Source organism: Limnohabitans sp., from assembly GCF_044361985.1.
In the GTDB taxonomy this organism is placed as follows: Bacteria; Pseudomonadota; Gammaproteobacteria; order Burkholderiales; family Burkholderiaceae_C; genus Limnohabitans_A.
On the sequence record NZ_JBIKHV010000127.1, the window covers coordinates 1 to 5,604 of the forward strand.

General features: G+C 61.3%; 5 protein-coding genes and 1 pseudogene. 1 reads left to right on the top strand and 5 read right to left on the bottom strand.

The genetic code is table 11. The features are described from left to right. Positions 1–72 (bottom strand): annotated as a pseudogene (locus ACIQ3A_RS13610) (MerR family transcriptional regulator); the annotation flags it as partial. A 129-nt stretch (positions 73–201) separates the two neighbouring features. Between ACIQ3A_RS13610 and ACIQ3A_RS13615 the strand changes: the two are divergent. Then, a complete protein-coding gene (locus ACIQ3A_RS13615; protein WP_396432265.1) occupies positions 202–1,338 on the top strand; it encodes an MBL fold metallo-hydrolase in 1,137 nt (378 codons plus the stop codon). Here ACIQ3A_RS13615 and ACIQ3A_RS13620 read toward each other — a convergent pair. From ACIQ3A_RS13620 to glyS, 4 genes are all read right to left on the bottom strand, one after another. Next, positions 1,329–2,240, bottom strand: coding sequence for a M48 family metallopeptidase (locus ACIQ3A_RS13620; RefSeq protein ID WP_396432266.1), 912 nt, complete (start codon positions 2,238–2,240; stop codon positions 1,329–1,331). The genes ACIQ3A_RS13615 and ACIQ3A_RS13620 overlap by 10 nt on opposite strands. Before the next feature lie 17 nt (positions 2,241–2,257). Next, on the bottom strand, positions 2,258–3,007 hold the full coding sequence (locus ACIQ3A_RS13625; RefSeq protein WP_396432267.1) for a lysophospholipid acyltransferase family protein: 750 nt from the start codon (positions 3,005–3,007) through the stop codon (positions 2,258–2,260). Positions 3,008–3,033: 26 nt separating this feature from the next. Continuing rightward, positions 3,034–3,609, bottom strand: a complete 576-nt coding sequence (gmhB, locus tag ACIQ3A_RS13630; RefSeq protein WP_396432268.1) for a D-glycero-beta-D-manno-heptose 1,7-bisphosphate 7-phosphatase — start codon at positions 3,607–3,609, stop codon at positions 3,034–3,036. Positions 3,610–3,622: 13 nt separating this feature from the next. Then, a partial coding sequence (gene glyS, locus ACIQ3A_RS13635) for a glycine--tRNA ligase subunit beta (RefSeq protein ID WP_396432269.1) occupies positions 3,623–5,604 on the bottom strand: 1,982 nt, incomplete at its 5' end.

The window sequence follows — 5,604 nt, forward strand, 5'->3', positions numbered from 1 at the left end:
GTAAAAACGGATGGCGCGAGTGGTCAGGTCAAATTCCTGAGCCAGATCGCTGATCGTGTATATGTTAGCCATGGCGTGGTTCCTCACCGTGCTTGCGCAGCGGGGACAGGCCTGTGACCAGCCGCCCCCTAAAATACAAATTCATGTTTGACGTTGACGTTAACGTCAATGCCCCGAATGCTAACCCAAACCTCTTGACGCATGTCCACATTGCCCACAGCTCCCGTGATGCAACAGCCAGACGCCCGCGTCCCGCCCCACACACCCATTCGCCCGCTGAGCTTCCCCTTGGCAGAGCAACTGCCCGACACGGGCTCAGCCATCGAGGTCGCGCCTGGCATTTTTTGGCTGCGCATGGGCCTGCCCTTTGCACTCAACCACATCAACCTGTGGCTGCTGCGTGACCACCTGCCGCACCCGACCCAAGCGGGCGTGTGGCAACAGGGCTGGACGGTGGTGGACTGCGGCATCGACAACCCCGCGACCCGGGAGGCTTGGCTGCAGGTGGAGCAGAAAATGTTGCAGGGCTTGCCTGTCTTGCGTGTGCTGGTCACCCACATGCACCCGGACCACATGGGTCTGGCCCATTGGCTATGTGCGCGCTGGCAGGCTCCTTTGTGGATGAGCACCAGCGAATACCAATCGGCCTTACTGGCCAGCAGCGGGGTGTCCAACTTTGGCGGCGCACCCACCGTGGCCTTTTTTGCAGCGCACGGCTGGCAACAGCCTGAAGAGCTGGCCCAAGTGAAAGCCCGTGTCGGCTACTACCCGAGCATGGTGCCCCAAATTACAGGCGCCTACGTTCGCCTGATGGGAGGTGCGCCTGTGCAGATCGGCGACCGGGTCTGGCAATGCATCAGCGGTTACGGCCACTCACCAGAACACATCGCACTGCATGACGCACAAAACCAGCTGCTGATCAGCGGCGACATGCTCTTGCCGTCCATTTCCACCAACATCAGCGTGTACGCCATGGAGCCGGACAGCAACCCGCTTCAGCTGTTTCTGGATTCGCTGGAGAAAATGGCGCACCTGCCGGATCAAACCCTGATCCTGCCCTCGCACGGTCGCCCGTTCCGGGGCGCAGCAACGCGCATTGAACAGCTTTGCGCGCACCATGCAGACCGCTTGGCCGAACTGCTGCAAGCTTGCAACACGCAAGCAAAGTGCGCCTATGAACTGCTGCCCCTGTTGTTCAAACGCCCACTCGACATGCACCAGACCACCTTTGCCATGGGCGAAGCGGTGGCCCACTTGAATCTGCTTTGGCTGTCCGGCCAGATGCAGCGCCAGCGCGATGTCGATGGCACCATTCGCTTTAGAACCGCTCAGTCCTGAGCGAGTCCTGACGGGGCCTGGCGCAAGGCTTTGCGCCGCTGCGCGTAATCGGGCAGGACCTCGCCCACCGTTTCCCAAAAGCGCGGGCCGTGGTTCATCTCGCGCAAATGGGCCAACTCGTGCACCACCACATAATCGATCTGGCTGATCGGCAAATGGATCAGCCGCCAATTCAGGCGGATGTGCCCATCGGCACGTGCACTGCCCCAACGCGTATTGGCACTCGACAGACTGATTTTTTGCCAGCGCACACCCAGCAAGGGTGCAAAGTGGTTCAGGCGCTGCTCAAACAACACCTTGGCCTGCTTCTTGAGCCACACCTGCGCCGCATCGCGCACCTGGGTCACGGTGGCGCCGGGTGGTACCGTCACGGGCAACACTTGCTCAGCAGGAATGTCCTGCCCGTGCACGCGGCCTAGGCCACGCTCCAGCACGCACAGCTGCACCATGCGCCCCAGATACGGCACCTCGGCGCCATGTCGCCACTCGATGGCCTTTTGAAATTGTTCGGTCTGCTGCTCTTTGAACTGCTGCAACTTGGCCACGATCCAGACGCCTTTTTCCTGCACGGCGGCGTCCACTTCGCGCAAAGTCACCCAGCTTGGAGCGCGCACCACCAGACCGTCGGCCCCGACCATGAAGCCGATACTTTTACGGCGTGAGCGCTCAAAACGGAAAGACACCGTCACGCCCTGCAACTGCGCATGGCGGTTGGCCGCAGGGTGGGTGAACCCTAGGCCTTCCACTTGGGGCGCCGCAGACCTGACGACTTCAGAGGCAGGAGGCGCCTGCGAAGATACTGGGAATGCCGGGGAGGTCGGGGAGCTTGGCTGTGTGGTCGCGGGCAAGACCGGATCGCCCCCCGTGAAAAAGTCCAGCACAAACTGCAAAGGCGCGCGCATGGTTCGCCCTTTTCGTCTCAGTGCCCGATGACGGCAGGGTAAGCCTCGGGGTCCAGGCGGCGCATTTCAGACTCGATCCAGGCCTCGACCTCCAGCATCAGTTCGTCAGCACTTCGCCCCTCGCTCGGAATCGCCTGGCCAATCGAGATGTCCACCACGCCCGGCTTTTTGACAAACGCCCGGGTCGGCCAGCAACGCGCCGAAGTCACGGCAATCGGAATCACCGGCACGCCCGCGGCAATCGCCAACCGCGCACCACCGCTTTTGTACTCGCCTTTTTGGCCACGCGGTATCCGGGTACCCTCGGGAAACATGATCACCCAGACGCCTTCCTGCATCAAGCGACGGCCCTGCTGGACCACTTTGGCAAAGGCGCGCGAGCGCTCTTTGCGGTCGATGTGGATCATGTCCATGCGGCCCATGGCCCAGCCGAAAAACGGCACGCTGAGCAGCTCTTTCTTGAACACATAAGCCAGTGGGTGCGGCATGATCGCGGGCATGACAAAAGTCTCCCAGGTCGACTGGTGCTTGACCAGCAAGACGGCCGGGTCTTTGTGGCCCTGCGGCAAGTTTTCCATGCCCTGAATGCGGTTTTCGATGCCCAAAATCCAGGTGCCACTGTTCACCGCCAAGCGCAGCCAACCGGCGCAAATCCAGTACAGGCGGGTGCTGCTGACAAAGTACGACACGCCCACCACAAACAAGGCCCACGGCACGACGGTGATGGCCATCCACAAAACATGGGCAAGAGAGCGGATGAAATTCATGCAGTGTGAGGACTCGGTTGGAGAGGTCAGGGGGTCTTGTCGCGGTCGGTCGCGTCGCCAAGCAGGTGATCGACAAAAGCACCCAGATCGGCATGAACTTGTGTGTCGGGGGGAAAGCCTATGGGAAAGGACGGGGCTTGCAGATCAGGATGTCGCCCAGTCAACACCATGTGCGGCGCGCAACCGGCCGAATGGGCGGCCTGCATGTCGCGCAGACTGTCACCGACATAGGGCACACCCTTCAGGTCAATGCCGTAGCGCTCTTGAATTTGTTGCAACAAGCCCGGGGCAGGCTTGCGGCAGGCACAGCCTTCACTCGGCGCATGGGGGCAGTAAAAAATCGCATCGATCCGCCCACCTGCAGCGGCCAAGGACTTGAGCATGTGGGCATGCACCGCGTTGAGCGACGCCATGTCAAACAGGCCACGCCCCAAACCCGACTGGTTGGTGGCCAGCACCACGTGAAACCCGGCGTGGTTCAGGCGACTGATGCCCTCCAGTGCGCCAGGCAAGGGGTGCCATTCTTCGGGTGATTTGACGAACTCGTCGCTGGCCCGGTTGATCGTGCCGTCACGGTCCAAAATGACGAGTTTGATTTGCATGGCCGTTGCGCGATCAGGCCGCCAGCCGCGACAAATCGGCCACACGGTTCATGGCCACATGCAAGGATTTGAGCAAGCCCTGACGATTCAGACGCAGGTCCATGGCTTCGGCGTTGACCATCACGTCGTCAAAGAAAGCGTCGACCGGTCCGCGCAGCGCGGCCAAAGTCTGCAGGCTGGCGGTGTAATCACCGGCCTTGAACTGCGCCTCGGACTCGGGCAGCAACTTTTGCATCACAGCGTACAGGCCTTTTTCAGCATCCTCCTGCAGCAGCGCGACATTCACGTGGGCGTCCACTTCACCGGCCTTCTTCAGAATGTTGCCAATGCGCTTGTTGGCCGCTGCCAGTGCCGGGCTTTCGGGCAAAGCTGCAAAAGCACGGACCGCCGACAAGAACTCGCCAACCTGGCCCAGACGGGCCGGGCGCAATGCCATCACGGCATCCACCTCTTGCGGACTGAAGCCTTGCTCACGCAGGCTGCCAGACAGGCGGTCGTAGATGAAATCGATCAAGAGCGCAGCAGGGTCGGTGATCTTGTTGCCAAAAACGGGGATGGCCAGCGCCAACAACTCGGGCAAGCCCAGGGCCAGGTCTTTCTCGATCAGCATGCGAATCACGCCAAGTGCATGGCGGCGCAGCGCAAACGGGTCTTTGTCGCCGGTGGGCACGTTGCCAATGCCAAACATGCCGACCAGGGTTTCCAATTTATCCGCCAAGGCCACGACCACACCAATGTCGTTGCTGGGCAACTCGTCGCCTGCAAAACGTGGGCGGTAGTGGTCGCCAATGGCGTTGGCCACGGCATCACTCAAGCCATCGTTCTTGGCGTAATACGTGCCCATGATGCCTTGCAGCTCGGGGAACTCGCCGACCATGTCGGTCAGCAAATCGGTCTTGGCCAAACGCGCGGCCAACTCGGCCTGCTGCGCCAGCGCATCACCCCCCAGTTGCTGGCCAATCGCCTTGGCCATGGCGCAAACGCGCGTCATGCGTTCACCTTGTGTGCCCAGTTTGTTGTGATACACGACCTTGGACAGGCCTTCGACGCGCGATTCGAGCGTCTTTTTGCGGTCCTGGTCAAAGAAGAATTTGGCGTCGGCCAGACGCGGGCGTACCACGCGCTCGTTGCCACCGATCACGGCCGATGCATCATCGGGCGTGATGTTGCTGACCACCAAAAACTGGTGCGTCAACTTGCCTGCGGCATCGAGCAGCGGGAAGTATTTTTGGTTCGCCTTCATCGTGAGAATCAAGCATTCTTGCGGCACGTCCAGGAACTGAGTTTCAAATTCGCAGATCAACACATTGGGGCGCTCGACCAGGGCCGTGACTTCGTCCAGCAAGGCCTCGTCTTCGATCGGGCGAACACCACCGCCGACTTGGGCGGCGGCCGCTTGCAGCTGGCGCACGATTTCGGCGCGTCGCTCAGTAAAGCTGGCGATCACGGCGCCGTCCGTTTTCAAGATTGGGTCGTACTGGTCAGCATGCGCCAAGACCAGGGGCGAGACCTTGGCTTCAAAGCGGTGACCTTGCGTGCTGTTGCCAGCGGTCAGGCCCAGCGCCTTGACCGGCACCACAGTGCTGCCGTGCAAAGCGATCAGGCTGTGCGCCGGGCGCACAAAGTTGACGCTGCTCCAGCCTGGCAACTCGCAATCGGTTTCCAGCTGGTACTGCATGACTTTGGGGATGGGCAGCTTAGCTAGCGCTTCTTCCAGCGCTTTTTGCAGACCGGCTTGCAGCGAAGCGCCTTTGGCCACGCTGTCGTAGAACAGGGCTTCTGCCTTGCCATCCGGTGCACGCTTCAAAGCAGCCACGACCGAGGCCGGGTCGCTCACGTCAGCGCCCAGCGCTTGCAGCTTTTTCAGCAAAGCGGGTGTGGCGTTGCCAGCGGCATCCAAGCCCACCGCCACGGGCATCAGCTTTTGCTGCACGGCCTTGTCGGCACCCTGCGCCAGCACGCCGGTCACATGCGCGGCCAGACGGCGGGGCGAGG

Bases quoted from the DNA above. Each gene is read 5' to 3' on its own strand.
- ACIQ3A_RS13615 (WP_396432265.1), top strand. From the start codon at position 202: ATGTCCACATTGCCCACAGCTCCCGTGATGCAACAGCCAGACGCCCGC.
- ACIQ3A_RS13620 (WP_396432266.1), bottom strand. From the start codon at position 2,240: ATGCGCGCGCCTTTGCAGTTTGTGCTGGACTTTTTCACGGGGGGCGAT.
- ACIQ3A_RS13625 (WP_396432267.1), bottom strand. From the start codon at position 3,007: ATGAATTTCATCCGCTCTCTTGCCCATGTTTTGTGGATGGCCATCACC.
- gmhB (WP_396432268.1), bottom strand. From the start codon at position 3,609: ATGCAAATCAAACTCGTCATTTTGGACCGTGACGGCACGATCAACCGG.